This window comes from Roseovarius atlanticus (assembly GCF_019802205.1).
GTDB lineage: Bacteria > Pseudomonadota > Alphaproteobacteria > Rhodobacterales > Rhodobacteraceae > Roseovarius > Roseovarius atlanticus_A.
Genome location: NZ_JAHVHQ010000004.1, coordinates 618,973 through 636,702, shown reverse-complemented (window position 1 = coordinate 636,702; position 17,730 = coordinate 618,973). Strand labels below are relative to the sequence as shown.

Annotated in this window: 14 protein-coding genes; 6 read left to right on the top strand and 8 right to left on the bottom strand. The window is 65.0% G+C overall.

Annotated elements, in window-relative coordinates:
- Positions 1-7 precede the first annotated feature (7 nt).
- Positions 8-1,390, bottom strand: a complete 1,383-nt coding sequence (locus tag KUV49_RS19785; RefSeq protein ID WP_222452626.1) for a DUF1800 family protein — start codon at positions 1,388-1,390, stop codon at positions 8-10.
- 177 nt (positions 1,391-1,567) lie between these two features.
- Here KUV49_RS19785 and KUV49_RS19780 point away from each other — a divergent pair, with 177 nt between their 5' ends.
- Complete coding sequence (locus tag KUV49_RS19780) at positions 1,568-2,044, top strand: hemerythrin domain-containing protein (RefSeq protein WP_222452625.1); 477 nt, start codon at positions 1,568-1,570, stop codon at positions 2,042-2,044.
- 11 nt (positions 2,045-2,055) lie between these two features.
- Positions 2,056-2,493 (top strand): VOC family protein, encoded by a 438-nt coding sequence (locus tag KUV49_RS19775; RefSeq protein ID WP_222452624.1) that lies wholly within the window; start codon positions 2,056-2,058, stop codon positions 2,491-2,493.
- A gap of 111 nt (positions 2,494-2,604) precedes the next feature.
- Here the strand turns inward: KUV49_RS19775 and aspS are convergent, their stop codons facing one another.
- Positions 2,605-4,383: an aspartate--tRNA ligase gene (aspS, locus tag KUV49_RS19770; RefSeq protein ID WP_222452623.1), complete on the bottom strand. Its 1,779-nt coding sequence runs from the start codon at positions 4,381-4,383 to the stop codon at positions 2,605-2,607.
- Between the two features lie 266 nt (positions 4,384-4,649).
- Here aspS and KUV49_RS19765 point away from each other — a divergent pair, with 266 nt between their 5' ends.
- Positions 4,650-5,882 (top strand): SAM-dependent methyltransferase, encoded by a 1,233-nt coding sequence (locus KUV49_RS19765; protein ID WP_222452622.1) that lies wholly within the window; start codon positions 4,650-4,652, stop codon positions 5,880-5,882.
- A gap of 3 nt (positions 5,883-5,885) precedes the next feature.
- On the opposite strand, the gene KUV49_RS19760 is transcribed toward KUV49_RS19765, so the two are convergent.
- On the bottom strand, positions 5,886-6,524 hold the full coding sequence (locus tag KUV49_RS19760) for an aminotransferase class IV family protein (RefSeq protein WP_222452621.1): 639 nt from the start codon (positions 6,522-6,524) through the stop codon (positions 5,886-5,888).
- Complete coding sequence (locus KUV49_RS19755; RefSeq protein WP_222452620.1) at positions 6,479-7,603, bottom strand: aminodeoxychorismate synthase component I; 1,125 nt, start codon at positions 7,601-7,603, stop codon at positions 6,479-6,481. The genes KUV49_RS19760 and KUV49_RS19755 overlap by 46 nt, the downstream gene beginning before the upstream one ends.
- A gap of 152 nt (positions 7,604-7,755) precedes the next feature.
- Between KUV49_RS19755 and carB the strand changes: the two genes are divergently transcribed.
- From carB to KUV49_RS21595, 3 genes are all read left to right on the top strand, one after another.
- Positions 7,756-11,052, top strand: coding sequence for a carbamoyl-phosphate synthase large subunit (gene carB, locus KUV49_RS19750; protein ID WP_222452619.1), 3,297 nt, complete (start codon positions 7,756-7,758; stop codon positions 11,050-11,052).
- 157 nt (positions 11,053-11,209) lie between these two features.
- The gene (locus tag KUV49_RS19745) at positions 11,210-11,395 is read left to right on the top strand and encodes a hypothetical protein (RefSeq protein ID WP_222452961.1); all 186 of its coding nucleotides are present in this window, start codon (positions 11,210-11,212) and stop codon (positions 11,393-11,395) included.
- Between the two features lie 109 nt (positions 11,396-11,504).
- The gene (locus KUV49_RS21595; protein ID WP_261391616.1) at positions 11,505-11,627 is read left to right on the top strand and encodes a hypothetical protein; all 123 of its coding nucleotides are present in this window, start codon (positions 11,505-11,507) and stop codon (positions 11,625-11,627) included.
- A 243-nt stretch (positions 11,628-11,870) separates the two neighbouring features.
- Here KUV49_RS21595 and KUV49_RS19740 read toward each other — a convergent pair whose 3' ends face one another.
- From KUV49_RS19740 to KUV49_RS19725, 4 genes are all read right to left on the bottom strand, one after another.
- The gene (locus KUV49_RS19740) at positions 11,871-13,574 is read right to left on the bottom strand and encodes an ABC transporter ATP-binding protein (RefSeq protein WP_222452618.1); all 1,704 of its coding nucleotides are present in this window, start codon (positions 13,572-13,574) and stop codon (positions 11,871-11,873) included.
- A 6-nt stretch (positions 13,575-13,580) separates the two neighbouring features.
- On the bottom strand, positions 13,581-14,816 hold the full coding sequence (locus KUV49_RS19735; RefSeq protein WP_222452936.1) for an ABC transporter permease: 1,236 nt from the start codon (positions 14,814-14,816) through the stop codon (positions 13,581-13,583).
- Positions 14,817-14,825: 9 nt separating this feature from the next.
- Complete coding sequence (locus tag KUV49_RS19730) at positions 14,826-15,782, bottom strand: ABC transporter permease (protein WP_222452617.1); 957 nt, start codon at positions 15,780-15,782, stop codon at positions 14,826-14,828.
- A gap of 197 nt (positions 15,783-15,979) precedes the next feature.
- Positions 15,980-17,593 carry an ABC transporter substrate-binding protein gene (locus KUV49_RS19725; protein ID WP_222452616.1) on the bottom strand — a complete coding sequence of 538 codons (1,614 nt, stop codon included), beginning with the start codon at positions 17,591-17,593 and terminating at the stop codon, positions 15,980-15,982.
- Positions 17,594-17,730: the final 137 nt, after the last annotated feature.

Sequence of the window (17,730 nt, the reverse complement as noted above, 5' to 3'; positions counted from 1 at the left end):
CGTCTCCCTAGAATCTCTGGAACGCGGGCGAGGCAAGGACCAGCCCGATCCCCTCGGCCCGCGTCTCGGCGGCCCGGGCGGCAAAGCGGACCGCCTCCGGCGCCTCCGGCCCCAGGGCCGTTTCGACGAACTCTCGCGGGTCCGGCAGCAGGCGCATCATGCGGAACGGCACGCTCATGCCCCATTGCAGCCGCGCCGCCATGCGCTGCGGCGTGATCCAGGCGGCGTCCGCCTCGGGCCAGCCGTCCGGTCCGGGCGGCGCGCCCCAGGTCTGGCCCATCAACGTCATCGGGTTCACGATATGACGCATGATCGCACGGGGTTTGGCCGGCAGGTGCCGGGGCGTGATATCCAGCGCCCGCAAGGCCGACGTGACGAAATCCATCGGCTGCTTCACGTTGCCCGCGCCCTCGGACCAGGCCGCGGGATGCTCCAGCATGGCCGCGTAGACAGGCATCAGCTGTCCGTCCTGCGCGCGATACGCCTCGGCCATCGCCGCAACCATCCCGGCATCCGGCGTGTCGCCGCAGAAATGCACCGCCAGTTTCCGCGCCAGGTGCGTCGCGGTCGCCGGATGCGCCGCCAGGTCCTCCAGCGCGTCCATCACGCGATTCAGGCTGGGCGCCTCGCTGCCATAATCCCGGCCCATGAATGCCAGCGGCCCCGGCTCGGCATATTTCGCGCGAAAGACAAAGCCCTTTTCACGTTGATAGCCAAGTCCGGTCAACACCTGCGCAAGTTGCCACACGTCAGCCTGGCCATAGGGGCCCTCCACGCCCAGCGTGTGCAGTTCCAGCATTTCCCGCGCCAGGTTCTCGTTCAGGCCAAGCTCCCGGCCGCGCTTCGTCACGATGGCGCTGTTCGGGCCCACCGATCCCGTCTGGTCGAGATAGAGCAGCATCAGCGGATGCGTCGCCGCCGCCTTCAGCATGTCCGCGAACCGCCCCGCCACATGCGGCCGGATCGCATCCTCGACATAGCCTGCCTGGCCAAATCGCTGCGGTCCGCCCTTGCCGCGCGCGGTAAAGTGATCGGCCCAGAATGCCACCAGGCGCTCGCGCAGGCCGTCCTCCGTGGTCACGCGGCGCAATACCGTCTGGCGAAACCACCCCGCCGCCTCGCTGCGCAGGTCACGGACCAGCGCCGCGCGTTCCCGGGCGGCGGCGTCACGCGCCTCCTGCGTCTCGGCATCGCGGATCCGACGCCTGGCAGCGACCACCGCCACGTGAACCTTCCGCACGCCCTCGAACCCCGGCGCGGGAAACGCCGCGGCGGCCTTGTCGGGCCCGGCCAGCAGCGCCAGCATGGCGCCCGGCGTCTCGGGCGCCGCGACCGAAGGTGACAGGCCGCATCCGAAACGAATGGCGGCGCGGGCCGGGTCGAAGGGCATGCGACTCCCTCTCAGATTGGAACGGTCGGTACGGCGTTGAATATGGGGCCGATCCCGGCAGATGTCACGCGGGCGACACGCCGCGACCCGAGGCGATCGGCGGTTTGCCACCCACCGCGGCGGAACCCGCCCGACACTGGCGCGTTGCCGTGTGACAGCCAACCGAAAGGCCCAGCCATGCCCAGCATTTACGACGCGATCCGCGCCGATCATGACAACCACCGCGCCCTCCTCGACCGGATCGAGGACACCTCCGGCGACAGCGACGACCGCAAGTCCGCCTGGAAGGAGTTCTACGAGGATGTCAAATCGCATGCCGCGGCCGAGGAAGAAACCTTCTATTCCAAGCTGATCTCCAAGACCTGGGGCCAGGACGCCGCCCGCCACTCGGTGCATGAACACCAGCAGCTTGACGACATTATGGAAGAGCTGAACGAGGGCGACATGGCCTCACCGGGCTGGCTCACCCGCTTCAAGACGCTGAAACACGACTACGAACACCACATGGACGAGGAAGAGGACGAGGTCTTCGCCCGCGCCCAGGAGGTCATCCCCGAGGACGAAATCGAAGGCTACGGCGAACGCTTCGAGAAACGCAAATCCAAGGAACGCGGCCTGATCGACGACAAGCGCGAGGACAGCCTCGAAGACTGAAGGAGCCCCACGTGCCGGACAAACCCCGCCTCGTCGGCGTCAACCATATCGTTCTCGAGGTCGACGATCTCGACGCCGCGCTGGCCTTCTGGCGCGCGATCTTCGATTTCGAACTGCGCGGACGCGGCGACGGCCACGTGTTCCTCGACATGGGCGACCAGTTCATCGGCCTTTTCGAAGGCAAGACCCAGACCCGCGACGAACACCGTCATTTCGGCCTCGTGGTCGACGACCGTTCCCGCGTGCGCGACCTCGCCCGCGCTGCCGGGGCCGAGGTGATGGAGACCGATTTTCTCGACCTGCGCGACCCATGGGGCAACCGCATCCAGGTGGTGGACTATGCCGACCTTCAGTTTTCCAAGACCGACGCGGTGCTGCGCGGCATGGGCCTCGACCTGAAGAAATCGCAAAGCGCCCAACAGGAACTGGAAGACAAGGGCATGGGGTGAAAACCGCCCCCCGGCCGCGCCTGTCTCTCGCCGTCCCGGGCTTGACCCGGGACCTCTCCAATCCCGTAGGGTGGGTGAAAACCCACGTGCCCCCGCCTTATTCCTCGCGACTCACTCCTCGCGCGGCAGAACCCGCAGGCCCAACTCCATCAACTGATCACTCGCCGGCTCGCTCGGCGCGTTCATCATCAGGTCCTCGGCGCGCTGGTTCATCGGGAACATGATCACCTCGCGGATATTCTGTTCATCCGCCAGCAGCATCACGATTCGGTCGATCCCCGCGGCACAGCCCCCGTGCGGCGGCGCGCCGTACTGGAAAGCACCGACCATGCCGCCGAACCGCTTGCGCACTTCCGCCTCGTCATAGCCCGCCAGCTCGAACGCCTTGATCATCGTCTCCAGCTTGTGGTTCCGGATCGCCCCCGACACCAGCTCATAGCCGTTGCAGCTCAGGTCGTACTGGTACCCGAGCACCTTCAGCGGATCGCCCTCCAGCGCCTCGATTCCGCCCTGCGGCATCGAGAACGGGTTGTGCGAAAAGTCGATCTCGCCCGACTCTTCATCCGCCTCGTACATCGGGAAATCCACGATCCAGGCGAAAGCGAAACGGTTCTCGTCCGTCAGCCCCAGCTCCTCGCCGATCGTCACCCGCGCCTTGCCCGCCACGCGCTCGAACGCGGCCGGCTTGCCGCCGAGGAAGAACGCCGCATCGCCCACGCCAAGGCCCAGCTGCTCGCGAATGGCCTCCGTGCGTTCGGGGCCGATATTCTTGGCCAGCGGTCCCGCCGCTTCCATCCCCTCGCCCTGGTCCCGCCAAAAGATATACCCCATCCCCGGCAGCCCCTCTTTCTGGGCAAACGCATTCATCCGGTCACAGAATTTCCGACTGCCACCCGTGGGCGCCGGGATGGCGCGAATTTCGGTGCCGTCCTGCTCCAGCAGCTTGGCAAAAATGGCAAAGCCCGAGCCGCGGAAATGCTCGCTCACATCCTGCATCTTGATCGGGTTGCGCAGGTCCGGCTTGTCGGTGCCATACCACAGCGCCGCATCGCGATACGAGATCTGCTCCCATTCCTGGTCCACCGCCTTGCCGCCGCCGAACTCTTCGAACAGGCCCTTGATCACCGGCTGGATCGTGTCGAACACGTCCTGCTGCTCGACAAAGGACATCTCCAGATCCAGCTGGTAGAAATCCGTGGGCGAGCGGTCGGCGCGCGGGTCCTCGTCGCGGAAACACGGCGCGATCTGGAAATACTTGTCAAACCCACTGACCATGATCAGCTGCTTGAACTGCTGCGGCGCCTGCGGCAGCGCATAGAACTTGCCGGGATGCAGGCGGCTCGGCACCAGGAAGTCGCGCGCCCCCTCGGGGCTGGACGCCGTGATGATCGGCGTCTGGTACTCGCGAAAGCCAATGTCCCACATCCGCCGCCGGATCGATGCCACCACGTCCGAGCGCAGCTTCATGTTCTCCTGCATCGCCTCGCGCCGCAGGTCCAGGTAGCGATAGCGCAGCCGCGTCTCCTCGGGATATTCCTGGTCCCCGAACACGATCAGCGGCAGCTCCTTGGCACTGCCCAGCACCTCGACATCCCGAATGAACACCTCGATCTCGCCGGTGGGAATCTTCGGGTTCACCAGGCTCTCGTCGCGCGCCTTCACCTCGCCGTCGATGCGGATGCACCACTCGCTGCGCAGTTTCTCGACCTCGGAAAACACCTTGCTGTCGGGATCGCACAGCACCTGGGTCATGCCGTAATGGTCGCGCAGGTCGATGAACAGCACCCCGCCATGGTCCCGGATCCGGTGCACCCAGCCCGACAGGCGAACGGTGTCCCCGACATTCGATTTCGTCAGCTCGGCGCAGGTATGGCTGCGATATGCGTGCATGAGGTCCTCTCCGGGCGGCTGAAACTGCCCATTTCGCGTGCAATTCGGTTCGCGCCGATACACCTTGGCGGGGCGGCAAAGTCAAGGCCTGCAAGGCTATTTCCCGCCCGAGCGGAACCGGGCCGCATCTTAAAACATTTACAGAAGGTTAATTTTGCGCAAAGATTCCGGCTATCGGGCGGAAAACATGCGGGAAAACCGCAACACTGGCAGGTTTCACACCAACGTAGGCGCCGCTGTAGGCGCACGCAGATATGGGGTGAGCCATGTGGACCAAGATGCTCGATGTGTTCGTCACACATCTCTTTCGCAAAGGCGATTTCAGCCTGACCTATCCCGACGGCACGACGCGGCGCTACGGCGACGGCGGCACGCCCTCCGTCGCCATGACGCTGCACGACCCGGCCCTGCCCCGCCGCATCATCCTGTCGCCCGAACTGGCGGTGGGCGAAGGCTACATGGACGGCACGATCACCCTCGCGGATGACGACCTGCGCGGCTTTCTCAGCCTCGCGGTCGACAACATCGCCCGCCAGGGCAGCCCGTGGTTCCACCGCCCGCTCGACCTGATGCGCCACGCCAGCCGCTGGCTGAAACAGTTCAACCCGGCCAAGCGGTCGAAGGCGAACGTGGCCCATCACTATGACCTCTCGGGCGAGCTTTACGACCTCTTCCTCGACAAGGACCGGCAATATTCCTGCGCCTATTTCGCCCGCCCCGACATGACGCTGGAAGAGGCGCAGGGGGCCAAGAAACACCACATCGCCCGCAAGCTGCTGCTCAAGCCCGGGATGCGCGTGCTCGACATCGGCTGCGGCTGGGGCGGCATGGCGCTGACGCTGGCGCGCGACTACGGCGCCGAGGTCGTGGGCGTGACGCTCTCCGAGGAACAGCACGCCCTGGCCACCCGCCGCGCCGCCGAGGCGGGCCTCTCCGACAAGGTGCAATTCCACTTGATGGATTACCGCGCCGTCACCGGCACCTTCGACCGCATCGTCTCGGTCGGCATGTTCGAACATGTGGGCGTGCCGCATTACCGCGAATACTTCCGCCATGTGCACGACCTTCTGGCCGAGGACGGCGTCGCCCTCATCCACACCATCGGCCATACCGACCCGCCCGGCACCACCAACCCGTGGATCCTGAAATACATCTTCCCCGGCGGCTATTGCCCGGCCCTGTCCGAGGCGGCCCGCGCGATCGAGGTCAATCAGTTGCATTCCTGCGATATCGAGGTCTGGCGCCTGCATTACGCCGAAACCCTGCGCCACTGGTACGACCGCTTCATGGCCAACATAGACCGCGCCCGCGCGCTTTACGACGAGCGGTTCTGCCGCATGTGGCGCTACTACCTCATCGCCTGCGAGGCGACGTTCCGCTACAACAGCCAGGTCGTGTTCCAGTTCCAGCTCTCGCGCCAGCAGGACGCCGTGCCGCTCACACGCGACTACCTCTACAGCGACGCCGCCGCCCAAGACCTTCGCCACGCCGCGGAATAACCGCTAGTCCAGCCGCGCCGGGATCAGCCCGCGCAGCGCGTTGCCGACGTATAGCGCCCGCGCCTCGGCCAGGTCGTCCGGCGTCAGCACCGCCTCCCGCGCGCGGCCCTCCGCGATCAGGCTCGCGCGCAGCACACCGGGCAGCACACCGCAACTCAGCGCCGGCGTTTCCAGCCCCTCGCCCCGGTCGACAAAGATATTGGTGATCGTCCCCTCGCAGACCGCGCCATCGGAATTGAGAAAGATCACCTCCTCCACACCCTCGGGCAACTCCGCCCGCGTCCGGTCGTACAAGTCCCGCGCGGTGCTCTTGACCGTCAGCCACGGATCAGTGGCGATCAACCGCGTCTCCGACACCGCCAGCCGCCAGACCCGGCCCTCCGGCTCGGGCGTGAACTCGTGCAAGGTGACTTCTACCTGCCCGCCCGCATCCACCGTCAGACGCAACCGCCTTGGCCCGCTGGCCTCGACCGCCTCAAGCGCCGCGTCCAGCCCGTCGATCCCGATCCCCAGCCGTGCCGCGCTCGCCCGCAGCCGCTCCAGGTGCAGCGCCTTGCGATGCAAGCCTTCCTCAGGCGTCCACAGCCCTGTCTCGATCAGGCGAAATCCGGGATCAGCCGGCGGGCAAAGCGGGCTTTCCATAGGGCTTCCTCGTATTCCGACGCGGCGGTGCTGTCATAGACCACGCCGCCGCCCACGTTCAGCGTCGCACGTCCGTCCTCCACAAGCAAACTGCGGATCGCCACGTTGAACTCCGACCGCCCGTCCGGCGCGGCCCAGCCGATGGTGCCGCAATAGACATCGCGCGCGCCGTCCTCCAGCCCCGCCAGGATCTGCATCGCCCGAATCTTCGGCGCGCCCGTAATCGACCCGCAGGGAAACAGCGCCCGGAAGATGCCGGACAGCGTCGTCCCTTCCAGCATCCGCCCGCGAATGAGCGACGTCATCTGGTGCACCGTCGCCAGGCTCTCCACCGTGAACAGTTCCGGCACCTCGATACTGCCGATCTCGCAGATCCGCCCCAGGTCGTTGCGCAAAAGGTCCACGATCATCAGGTTCTCGGCCTGGTTCTTTTCGTCTTCCATCAGGAACCGGCAGCGCCGCGCATCCTCTTCGGCATCCTCGCTGCGCGGCTGGGTGCCCTTCATCGGCTTGGTCTCGATGCCCCCCGCCCCATCGGTGCGAAAAAACAGCTCGGGCGAGCGTGACAGGATCGCGGGCAGCCCCTCGTCCTCGATCAGCGCGCCAAAGCGCACCGGCTGCACCGCGTTCAGCGCGGCATAAAGCGCGGCAGGCTCGCCCACCGCTTCCATCGCGCAGGCGAATGTCAGGTTCGCCTGGTAAAAGTCGCCCGCGCAGATATGCCCGTGAACCGCCTCAAACGCCTGCTCATAGCGCGCCGCCGACCACAGCGGCACGAAATGATCCAGATGCGCCTCGGGTTCGGGCAACGGCGCCGCCACGCCCGGCTCCTCGAAGACCCCGAACTGCAACAGCGGCACCCGCCGCCGCCCCGGCATCAGCGGCGCCAGCTTCGGCTCCAGCGCGTAACCCAGCTCGTAGCTCGCGAATCCCGCCAGCCACAGGCCGGCCTCCCGCGCCGCGTCCATCGCCGCCAGCGCGGCGGGCACGTCCTCTGCCTCCCGCGCCAGGATCACCTCGACCGGGCGCTCGAACGCGCATTCGTCCCCCTCGGGGCCATGATCGAAACGGATTCGCAACAGATAGTCCCTCGCTTTGGCTGGTTATCTAAGCGTTCACGCGGCCAAGTGCACTGCGAAATACGTCGCATCGCGTGCAAAGACCGATGCCCCTTGCGCTGTCCGGCGTAATGAATATAAGGCCAACAATTTGCGCCGCACCGGGGGATGACATGCCAAAAAGAACCGATATCAAATCCATCATGATCATCGGTGCCGGCCCCATCATCATCGGGCAGGCCTGCGAGTTCGACTATTCCGGCGCCCAGGCCTGCAAGGCCCTGCGCGAGGAAGGCTACCGCGTCATCCTAGTAAACTCCAACCCCGCGACGATCATGACCGATCCGGGGCTGGCCGACGCCACGTATATCGAGCCCATCACGCCCGAAGTGGTGGCCAAGATCATCGAGAAAGAGCGCCCCGACGCGCTCCTGCCCACCATGGGCGGCCAGACGGGTCTCAACACCGCGCTCGCGGTGGCCGACATGGGCGTGCTGGAAAAGTTCGGCGTCGAACTCATCGGCGCCAACCGCGAGGCCATCGAAATGGCCGAGGACCGCAAGCTTTTCCGCGAGGCGATGGACCGCCTGGGCATCGAAAACCCCAAGGCCACCATCGCCGAAACCATGGAAGAATGCATGGCCGCGCTCGAACATGTGGGCCTGCCTGCCATCATCCGCCCCGCCTACACCCTTGGCGGCACCGGCGGCGGCGTGGCCTATAACCGTGCCGATTACGAGCATTACTGCAAGTCCGGCCTCGACGCCTCCCCGGTCAGCCAGATCCTGATCGACGAGTCGCTCTTGGGCTGGAAGGAATACGAGATGGAGGTCGTCCGCGACCGCGCCGACAACGCCATCATCGTCTGCTCCATCGAAAACGTCGACCCGATGGGCGTGCATACCGGCGATTCGATCACCGTCGCACCCGCCCTCACGCTCACGGACAAGGAATACCAGATCATGCGCAACGGCAGCATTGCCGTCCTGCGCGAGATCGGCGTGGAAACCGGCGGCTCCAACGTGCAATGGGCGATCAACCCCGAAGACGGCCGTATGGTCGTGATCGAGATGAACCCGCGCGTCTCCCGCTCCTCGGCGCTGGCGTCCAAGGCCACCGGCTTCCCGATCGCGAAAATCGCCGCCAAGCTCGCCGTCGGCTACACGCTGGATGAGCTCGACAACGACATCACCAAGGTCACGCCCGCCAGCTTCGAGCCGACCATCGACTATGTCGTTACCAAGATCCCGAAATTCGCCTTCGAGAAATTCCCCGGCTCGCAGCCCTACCTGACCACCGCGATGAAATCCGTGGGCGAGGCCATGGCCATCGGCCGCACCATCCACGAATCGCTGCAAAAGGCGCTCGCGTCGATGGAATCCGGCCTGACCGGCTTTGACGAGATCGAGATCGACGGCGCGCCGGAAAAGACCGCCGTCATCAAGGCGATCAGCCAGCAGACCCCGGACCGGATGCGCACCATCGCCCAGGCCATGCGCCACGGCCTGACCGATGACGAAATCTTCGCCGCCACCAAGTTCGACCCGTGGTTCCTCGCCCGCATCCGCGAAATCGTCGAGGCCGAGGAGGCCGTGCGGAAGGACGGCCTGCCCACCGACGAACAGGGCCTGCGCCGCCTCAAAATGATGGGCTTCACCGACGCCCGCCTCGCCAAACTGACGGGCTTCACCGAGGCCGACATCCGCCGCGCTCGCCACGCCAAGGGCGTTACGGCCGTCTTCAAGCGCATCGACACCTGCGCCGCCGAGTTCGAGGCCCAGACGCCTTACATGTATTCCACTTACGAGGCCCCGATGATGGGCGAGGTGGAATGCGAGGCGCGGCCCTCCGACCGCAAGAAGGTCGTCATCCTCGGCGGCGGCCCCAACCGCATCGGCCAGGGGATCGAGTTCGACTATTGCTGCTGTCACGCCTGTTTCGCGCTGACCGACGCGGGGTTCGAGACCATCATGGTCAACTGCAACCCCGAGACCGTCTCGACCGACTACGACACCTCCGACCGGCTCTATTTCGAGCCGCTCACCTTCGAGCATGTCATGGAAATCCTGCGGGTCGAGCTGGAAAACGGCACCCTGCACGGCGTCATCGTCCAGTTCGGCGGCCAGACGCCCCTGAAACTCGCCAACGACCTCGAAGCCGAAGGCATCCCCATCCTCGGCACCACGCCCGACGCCATCGATTTGGCCGAAGACCGCGAGCGGTTCCAGGCGCTGGTCAACCAGCTGAACCTCAAGCAGCCCAAGAACGGCATCGCCCATTCTGACGCCGAGGCGCTGGCCATCGCCGACGAAATCGGCTTCCCGCTGGTCATCCGCCCCTCCTACGTGCTGGGCGGCCGCGCGATGGAAATCGTCCGCGACATGGGTCAGCTCGAACGCTACATCAACGAGGCCGTGATCGTCTCGGGCGACAGCCCCGTCCTCTTGGACGGCTACCTCTCCGGCGCCATCGAATGCGATGTCGACGCGCTCTCGGACGGCACCGATGTCCACGTCGCCGGCATCCTGCAACATATCGAAGAGGCCGGCGTGCACTCGGGCGACAGCGCCTGCTGCCTGCCGCCCCACACCCTGCCCCAGCATATCATCGACGAGATCGACGCCCAGACCCGCGCACTCGCCAAGGCGCTGAACGTCGTGGGCCTGATGAACGTGCAGTTCGCCGTCCAGGGCGACGACATCTACCTGATCGAGGTGAACCCCCGCGCCAGCCGCACCGTGCCCTTCGTCGCCAAGGCCACTGACTCGGCCATCGCCTCCATCGCCGCGCGCCTCATGGCGGGCGAGCCGCTCTCGGCCTTCCCGCATCGCGGCGCCTACCCGTCGGACACCAAGCCGGGCACCCTGCCCATGGCCGACCAGATGACGCTTGCCGATCCCGCCATGCCCTGGTTCTCGGTCAAGGAGGCGGTCATGCCCTTCGCCCGCTTCCCCGGTGTCGACACGATCCTGGGGCCGGAAATGCGCTCGACGGGCGAGGTCATGGGCTGGGACGTCAGCTTCCCCCGCGCCTTCCTCAAGGCACAGATGGGCGCGGGCGTCGTGCTGCCCGACGGCGGCAAGGTGTTCTTCTCGATCAAGGACGACGACAAGACGCCCCAGCTTGTGGAAACCGCGCAGATCCTTGTCGACCTGGGCTTCGCCATCGTCGCCACCCGCGGCACCGCCGCCTTTCTTGAGGCGCACGGCATCGCCTGCGAGGTCGTCAACAAGGTCTACGAGGGCCGCCCCGACATCGTGGACATGCTCAAGGACGGGCAGATCAGCCTTGTCATGAACACCACCGAGGGCATCCAGGCGGTCGAGGACAGCCGGGAGATTCGCTCGGTTGCGCTCTACGACAAGATCCCCTATTACACGACCGCAGCCGCCGCTCATGCCGCCGCACTGGCCATGAAGGCCCGGCAAGAGGGCGACCTTGTGGTATTGCCGCTACAGGGCGTCGCCTGACCGCAAATGCCTCGCGCGGGGACGCCCCGCGCAAGGCTCTGAAAATACTGGAATTTTTCAGAATCGCCGCAGCCATGCTCTGCGGCCAGACCGGCTATGCACAATTTTCATAGAATTCGAAGCGAATAAGGATTGCGCCGTCATAATTTTTGACTAGGTGGATGGTACGAACGCACTGACGCGCTCGCTATGGAACGACCGCCAGCCAAAGGAGGCCATCATGACCCGCGATGAATTGAACCGGGAACTTCGTATGCATAGTGCCACCTGGCAATCGGTGGTCCTGGTCTACGGTATCCTCGTAGGTACGCTGATTTTCTCGGCCTCGGCCATCATCAGCTGACCTTCCCCCGGCGCCCCGCGCCACAGTCCGAAAACCGACCTCTTCCCCCTTCGGCGTTGAACGTGACACTCGTTTGGCGTCCTTGGCGCTTCTGAAAAGGATACCCGCCATGAACCGTGACCAACTGATCCGCGAATTGCAGGCCCACAGCGCCACGTGGCAGGCTGTCGTGATCGTATACGCCCTGATCGTCGGCGCGATGATCCTGTCGGGCATGGCCATCACCGGCTGAGAGAGGGTGCGCCCGGGGTAAAAACGGCCTGGAAAGCAGGGCCGGGACTTACCGGGTGCCGAACCGAAGCCAAAATCACCCCCCGTCCCGGGCCTGACCCGGGACCTCGCCGCCCGAGAGATCCTCGGGTCAAGCCCGAGGATGGCAGGCGCCCCGCTCTCAAGCTTGCGCCAAACCCGTTCCCAACACGAAAAACGGCGCCCCTTCCTCCGGGGCGCCGTTTCTTGTTCATGGCGGCCAGGCTCAGACCTGCGTGCCCTCGACCTTGTCGTCGTCCGGGTCGATCTTGGCCGAGGCCGCGTCGCCGATATTGTCGACGCCCCGTTCCTCCAGCAGCGTGGTCAGCCAGTTCGGATCCATCTCCGGCACCGAGCTCAGCAGCAGGTCGGTATAGGGGTGGTGCGGCGGCGTGAACATGTCGTCCTTCGGCCCCTGCTCCACCACCTGCCCGTTCTGCATCACCACCACCTCGTCGGCGATCGACCGCACGGTGGCAAGGTCGTGGGTGATGAACATATAGGCCAGGTTCAGCTCGTTCTGCAGCCGGTCCAGCAGCCGCAGGATGCCTTCCGCCACCAGCTGGTCCAGCGCCGAGGTCACCTCGTCGCAGACGATGAAACTGGGTTCCGCCGCCAGCGCCCGGGCAATCCCGATCCGCTGTTTCTGCCCGCCCGACAGCTCAGGCGGATAGCGGTTGTAGTATTTCGACGGCTCCAGCTCGATCAGGTCCAAGAGCTCGTCCACCCGCGTCTTCAGCGCCGTGCCCTTCAGCCCCGAATAGAACTGCGCCGGCCGCCCGATGATCTCCGAGATCTGCACCTTCGGGTTCAGCGCGGTATCGGCCATCTGATAGATCATCTGGCACTGCCGCAGCTGGTCCTTCGAGCGGTCCTTGTAACTGGCCGGGAAGGGCTCGCCCTTGAACAGCACCTCGCCTTTCGAGGGCGGCAACAGCCCGGTGATCACCCGCGCGGTCGTGGACTTGCCCGACCCGGATTCACCCACCACGGCCACCGTCATCCCCTGGTAGATGTCGAACGACACGTCATCCAGGATCTTCGGCCCGTTGGAATAGGACGCGTCCACGTTCTTGACCGAAATCAGCGGCGGCGTGCCATCCGTCGGGCGATGCTTCTGCTCGCTGGTAAAGCTGCGCACGGCCCAGAGCGACTTGGTGTAATCCTCCTGCGGATTCTCCAGCATCTGGTCCGTGGGCGCCTCCTCCACCTCTTCACCGCGCAACAGCACCTTGATCGTGTCGGCCATCTGCGCCACCACCGCCAGGTCGTGGGTGATGTAGATCGCCGCGGTGTTGAACTGGTCCACGATATCGCGAATGGCCGCCAGAACCTCGATCTGCGTGGTCACGTCCAGCGCCGTCGTCGGCTCGTCAAAGATGATCAGGTCGGGCCGGCACGACATGGCCATCGCCGTCATCGCCCGCTGCAACTGACCGCCCGACACCTGGTGCGGATACCGGAACCCGATCTCGCCGGGATTGGGCAGGCGCAACCGCTCATACAGTTCGATCGCGTCCTCCTGCGCCTCCAGCCGCTTCTTGATGCGGTACTGCACGGGGGCTTCGGTGTGCTGGTCGATCAGCTTGTGCGCCGGGTTGAACGACGCCGCCGCCGACTGCGCCACATAGGCGATGCGCGAGCCTCTGAGAGCCCGCTTCTCGCCCTCGGTCGAGGTGGTCAGTTCGATCCCGTCGAACTCGATCGACGAGCCCTCCACGATCCGCGTGCCGTCCCGGGCATAGCCCATGGCCGCCGCACCGATGGTGGATTTGCCCGCCCCGGATTCCCCGATCAGGCCCATCACCTCGCCGCGGTGCAGGGTCAGGTCGACACCCTTGATGATGTCGACCCAGGTTTCGTCCGAATAGCCCTGGATCTTCAGGTCCCGGATCTTCAGAAGGACGTCGGTGTTTTTCTTGAAACTCATGTCGGTTTACTCCTTCAAGCCCGAGGACCGATGCAGCATCCAGTCCACCACGAAGTTGACCGCCACGGTCAGCAGCGCGATGGCCGCGGCCGGAATAAGCGGCGTGATCTCACCGAACGAGATCAGCGTCGCGTTCTCCCGCACCATCGACCCCCAGTCCGCCGTGGGCGGCTGGATGCCGAGACCGAGGAAGCTGAGACCCGCGATCAGCAGGAACACGAAGCAGAACTCCAGCCCGAACTCCGCCACCAGCGGCGCGGTCGAGTTCGGCAGGATCTCCCGCCGGATCAGGTACCAGTTCTTTTCACCGCGCAGCTTGGCGGCCTCGATATAGTCCATCACGACCACGTTGCCCGCGACCGCCCGTGTCAGGCGGAACACGCGGGGGCTGTAGATGATCGCGACCACCAGGATCAGGATGATCTCCGACGCGTTGAAGATCGTCGTGCCGGCCAGGGCAAAGGCAAAGGCCACCCCGGCGACGATCGCCGCCCCGACCAGCCAGCTGACAAGCGAGTATGCCGCCGCCGCCAGGAACAACAGCCCCACGACCACCGCAAAGCCGAACAGCAGCCAGGAACTGGTCTGCGGCGAGGCCAGCGAACCACCGAAGATCGACAGCATCAGCAGGGCGAAGATCAGCGACGGGATCGACATGATCACGTCTGCCATCCGGCCCATGAACCCGTCGAAATATCCGCCCTTGGTCGCCGCCAGCAGGCCCGCCATGGCGCCCAGGATGAACGCCAGGACCGTGCCGCAAAGCGCCAGCGCCACGGTGTTCCGCGCGCCATAGATGATCCGGCTGAACATGTCCCGGCCCAGCTGGTCCGCGCCCAGCAGCATGTTGTTGTCCGGCGGCGCAAAGGCCTGGCTGACGATCTCGGCCTCGCCATAGGGCGCGATGGCCGGGGCGAAGATGCCCATGATCGCCACGACGAAGATCACGAACATCCCGAAGGCCGCGGTCAGCGGCGCGGTGCGCAGCTCCTTGGCCATCTCGTCGCTCGCCAGCGCCGTCAGGAACTCGCGGAACGCGTAGGACATCATGCCCGCCGCCAACAGCATCCCCGCGGCAATCGCCACGAAGCGCAGCGCCGGAATGCCGCCGATGATCGCCAGCACCAGCGACACCAGCGTCAGCGAGAACAGCAGCAGGAACGCCGAGCGTTGGTTGTAATAGGCCGCCCCGCACGACAGCAGAAGCAGCAGGGCGAAGTAGAGGATTACAAATATCATGATCCGCCCTCCTTATTTCGGGTGCCGCAGGCGGGGGTTGGTCAGAATGGCCCCCACGTCGGCTGCAAGGTTGAGAAGGATGAAGGTCGCCGCGAAGATCAGGCAGCAGGCCTGCACCACCGGGAAGTCGCGTTTCGAAACCGCGTCCACCAGCGCCTGTCCGATGCCCGGATAGACGAACACCACCTCCACCAGCACCACGCCGGTGATCAGGTAGGCCAGGTTCAGCGCGACCACGTTGATGATCGGCGCCCAGGCATTGGGCAGCGCGTGTTTCACGATCACCTTCCAGGGCGGCGCGCCCTTCAGCCGGGCCATCTCGATATAGGGGCTGGCCAGCAGGTTGATGATCGCCGCGCGGGTCATCCGCATCATGTGCGCCATGACCACCAGCACCAGCGTCAGCGCCGGCAGGAAGGTCCGCTCCAGCAGCCCGAAGAAGGTCATCCCCTCGCTCAGGCTCGCGATGGCCGGGAACATGCCCCATTTCACCGCGAAATAGAGGATCAGGATATACCCCAGGAAGAATTCCGGCGACGAGATGAACGACAATGAGATCACGTTCGCCACCCGGTCGAAGATCGAGTTGCGCAACAGCGCCACGATCACGCCCAGAACGATCGACACCGGCACCGCGATCACGGCCGCGTAGGCGGCCAGGAACAGCGTGTTCATGAACCGCTCGCCGATGATCTCGGTCACCCGCGCGTCGGTCACGATGGAACTGCCGAAATCAAGTGTGACGGCGTCGCTCAGCCATGCGAAATATCGCACCAGCGCGGGCTGGTCGAGGCCCATTTCACGGCGCAGGGCCGCAAGGTTCTCCGGGGTCGCCGACTGTCCCAGCACCGCCTGCGCGATGTCCCCGGGAAGAAGTTCGACCATGAAGAAGATGATGACGGAGATCACCAAAAGGATGATCAACCCGAGACCCAGACGCTTGCCGACAAGCGTTAAGATGTCTCCCATATGTCCCTCCTGCTGTTGGGCGTCCGCCTTGCCCGTCCCGGGCCGCATCCGCACAGCTTATATTGTTATGACGTTATGACGTGCCCCGGGCGCTTTTGCTGCGCTCTCTTGGCCGTCCCGTCGGCCCGGACGGGGCGATGATCCGCCCCCTCCAAATGTTTGCCCCGGCGCCTTGGCACCGGGGCAAAACCTCTTGCTTATGCGTCTGCGAACCACCACCGGCTGCAGGCGCGCGCGCCGTCCATCTGCCAGCTTGGCGCCAGGTCGGGCCCGTGCTGCACGTTCTTGCGCCGCGCATAGACGAAGTTCGGGAAGAACGGGATGACCGTCCCGCCATCGTCCTTCGCCAGGATCGCCATCTCGCGGTACATTTCCGCGCGCTTTTCATCGTCCAGCTCGGCCTTGGCCTGCAGCAGCAGTTCGTTGAACCGCTCGTTCTGCCACCGGCTCTCGTTCCATGCCGCGTCGGACTTGTAGGCCAGCGAATACATCACGTCCGGCGTCGGACGCGCGCCCCACTGCACCGCGCACCACGGCTTTTTCAGCCACACGTCGGAATAGTACCCATCATTGGGTTCGCGGTTGACGTTGATCGTGATGCCCGCCGCCTTGGCGTGCTCGGCGTAAAGGACGCACATGTCCACCGCCCCGGAAAAGACCGAGTCGGCCACGCTCAGGTTCACCGTCAGCCCCTCGGCGCCGGCTTTCTTCAGCAACGATTTCGCCTGGTCGGGGTCGTATTCGCGTTGCTCGATGCCTTCGGGATAGTAGGGCATCGCCGGCGAATGGTGGAAGTCGTTCGCCTTGGTGGCCGCGCCGAAGGTGATCTTCTCGATCAGCTCGTCCCGGTTCATCGAAAGCTTCAGCGCGTTGCGCACATCCACGTTGTCGAACGGCGCCGTGTCGCACAGCATCGGCAAGGTGATGGCCGCCGCGGACGGCACGTCGTCGATCTCGATGTTGGGGTCGCGCTGCAACAGCGCCAGCGTCTTCAGCTCCAGCTGCGTCACCGCGTCCACGTCGCCCGTCACCAGCGCCGTCTGGCGCGCGTTCGGGTCGTTCAGCACGATCAGTTGCAGGTCGTCGAAATACGCGCCTTCCAGGTGCCAGCCCTCGTGGCGGGTCAGGCTGTAGCGCACGCCGAACTCGGCCTCTTCCATCTTGTAGGGGCCACAGCCATCACCCGACTGCCAGTTTGCCGTGCCGTCCTCGTTGGCCGGAACGATCGCCAGGTGATAATCGGTCATCAGCCACGGCAGGTCGGCGTTGCCGGTGCCCAGCACGAAGGTCACCGAGTTGTCGCCGTTGTCCGTGATGTCCTGCACGTCCGACAACAGCGCTTTCGCGGCCGATGTCGTGTCGTCGCCCCGGTGGTGGTTCATCGACGCGATGACGTCCTTCGCCGTCACTTTCGGGCCGCTGTGGAACGTCGCGTTCTCGTTGATCTTGTAGGTCCATTCCTTGGCGTCCGGGCTCGCGCTCCACTCGCTGGCCACGTCCGGCCCGAGCGAGCCATCGGGCTCGATCAGCGTCAGGTAGGACCGATAGGTATGCGCCACCTGGATCATCGAGAAGGTGACGTAGGTGCCGGGATCATGCGAATCCGACGTATTGCCGTCGTGCATCCCCAGGCGGAACGTCCCGCCCTTGGCGGGCTGCGCCTTCGCGGCCCCGGTCCACAGGCCGGTCGCGGCCGTGGTCGTCAGGCCCGCCGCGGCGGCGTAATGCATGAACGACCGGCGAGAGATCTTCCCCTCGCGGGCCGCATCTGCCAGTCGATCCAGCAGAAGTTGATCTTTGAAATCAGTCATGATGTCTCCCTATGACTAGTCTGTCTCCCGGGTCATCTTGCGCGACCCTTCAAAGCAGCTTTGCGTCGTTTCCCCTGAACGGGCGGCTCAATTACGACATGATGTTACCAAAACACGAAAAAAATGTCGCTTCCAGC

Bases quoted from the DNA above. Each gene is read 5' to 3' on its own strand.
- carB (WP_222452619.1), top strand. From the start codon at position 7,756: ATGCCAAAAAGAACCGATATCAAATCCATCATGATCATCGGTGCCGGC.
- KUV49_RS19785 (WP_222452626.1), bottom strand. From the start codon at position 1,390: ATGCCCTTCGACCCGGCCCGCGCCGCCATTCGTTTCGGATGCGGCCTG.
- KUV49_RS19740 (WP_222452618.1), bottom strand. From the start codon at position 13,574: ATGAGTTTCAAGAAAAACACCGACGTCCTTCTGAAGATCCGGGACCTG.
- KUV49_RS19765 (WP_222452622.1), top strand. From the start codon at position 4,650: ATGTGGACCAAGATGCTCGATGTGTTCGTCACACATCTCTTTCGCAAA.
- KUV49_RS19730 (WP_222452617.1), bottom strand. From the start codon at position 15,782: ATGGGAGACATCTTAACGCTTGTCGGCAAGCGTCTGGGTCTCGGGTTG.
- KUV49_RS19760 (WP_222452621.1), bottom strand. From the start codon at position 6,524: ATGGAAAGCCCGCTTTGCCCGCCGGCTGATCCCGGATTTCGCCTGATC.
- aspS (WP_222452623.1), bottom strand. From the start codon at position 4,383: ATGCACGCATATCGCAGCCATACCTGCGCCGAGCTGACGAAATCGAAT.
- KUV49_RS19725 (WP_222452616.1), bottom strand. From the start codon at position 17,593: ATGACTGATTTCAAAGATCAACTTCTGCTGGATCGACTGGCAGATGCG.
- KUV49_RS19780 (WP_222452625.1), top strand. From the start codon at position 1,568: ATGCCCAGCATTTACGACGCGATCCGCGCCGATCATGACAACCACCGC.
- KUV49_RS21595 (WP_261391616.1), top strand. From the start codon at position 11,505: ATGAACCGTGACCAACTGATCCGCGAATTGCAGGCCCACAGCGCCACG.